This is a genomic window from Consotaella aegiceratis, assembly GCF_036541425.1.
Taxonomy (GTDB): Bacteria; Pseudomonadota; Alphaproteobacteria; order Rhizobiales; family Rhizobiaceae; genus Consotaella; species Consotaella aegiceratis.
On the sequence record NZ_JAZHFT010000120.1, the window covers coordinates 1 to 1513 of the forward strand.

Annotated in this window: 1 protein-coding gene; it reads left to right on the forward strand. The window is 65.4% G+C overall.

From position 1 onward, the window contains the following. Positions 1-66 precede the first annotated feature (66 nt). On the forward strand, positions 67-1458 hold the full coding sequence (locus SMD10_RS25290; protein ID WP_331688488.1) for an IS1182 family transposase: 1392 nt from the start codon (positions 67-69) through the stop codon (positions 1456-1458). Positions 1459-1513 lie beyond the last annotated feature (55 nt).

Here is a 1513-nt window from a genome sequence, read left to right on the forward strand (position 1 = left end):
CAGGCTGTGTGGAAAGCCGGGCAAATCAGATAGGATGGCCGCCTTGGGAACAGGGCGGCCATTTTCATGGGATATATCGTCGGCGAGGATCGGGAGCAGGTATCGCTTCTGCCGTCACGGATCGAAGACTACGTGGCGCCGGACGCCGCGGTTCGGGTGATCGACGCTTTTGCGGATGGTCTCGATTTGATGGGCCTCGGCTTTGTGCGCGCTGTTGCGGCATCGACGGGACGGCCCGGCTATGATCCGCGTGACCTTCTGAAGCTGTATGTCTGGGGTTATTTCAACGAGGTGCGCTCGTCGCGCCGACTGGAGCGGTCCTGCCGGCGCGATGTCGAGGCAATGTGGCTGATGCGAAGGCTCGCCCCCGATTTCAAGACAATTGCCGATTTCCGCCGCGACAACGGCCCCGCCATCGTCGGAGCGTGCCGGGCCTTCGTGCTCGTGTGCCGGGATGCCGGTCTGTTTACGGCCCGGCTCGTGGCGCTGGACGGCTCGAAGTTCCGCGCCGCCGCCAGCCCCGGGAAGGTGATCGGCCGCCGGGAGATCGCCGAGGAGCAAGCCCGTCTCGACAGCAGGATCGCCGCCTACCTTTCCGGGCTGGACGAGGCCGACGCGAACGAACCCGACGATGAACCGGATGCGGTTGGGGCGGCGCTCGCCGCCCTGCGCAGCCGACGCGCCGAACTGGACCGGATGGCCGCGAAGCTGGATGCGCAAGAGCGCACTATGCTCGTCGAGGGCGAGGAAGATGCCCGTCCGATGCGGGGCGGCAGCGGCCAGAAGCCGCCCTGCTACAATGTGCAGACCGCCGTCGATGCCGACACCGGCCTGATCGTCCATCACGAGGTCACCGACGAGCCGACCGACCGTCGCCAGCTTCATCCAATGGCCAGCGCCACGAAAGAGAGCCTCGACCTCGACACCTTGACGGTCGTGGCCGACAAGGGCTTCGACAACGGCGAGCATGCCAGCGCCTGCGAGCGCGACGGCATCGTCGCCTGCGTGCCCTCGCAGCGCTCGATCAACAATCAGGGTGACGGCACGCTGTTCGACCGCACCGCCTTCGCCTACGATCCGGCAACCGACACGCTCGCCTGCCCGGCGGGTCGCACCCTCGTGCGAAAGCAACTCCACCGCAAGAAGCGCAACGTCACCTACGTCTCACAGGACTGTTCCGGCTGCGCGCTCAAGCCGTCCTGTACCACCGCGGGGCGGCGCACCGTCAAGCGCCACCTCGACGACGAGGCGCTCAACCGCATGGATGCCCGTGCCACGCCCGAGATGATGAAAGCCAGGCGATGTGCCGTCGAACATCCCTTCGGTACCATCAAGCGAATGACAGCCGGCGGCCGTTTCCTGACCAGGAACCTGAAAGGAACCAGAACCGAAATGGCCCTCTCGATCCTCGCCTACAACATCCTGCGCGCCATCAACATCCAAACCGCCACAGCCTGAAACCAGAAGAGGCCCCGGTTAACCGGAGCCTCCAATCAGTTTCCACACAGCCTGG

What these genes read in the sequence shown, in the direction of transcription:
- SMD10_RS25290 (WP_331688488.1), top strand. Translation starts at nt 67, where the DNA reads ATGGGATATATCGTCGGCGAGGATCGGGAGCAGGTATCGCTTCTGCCG.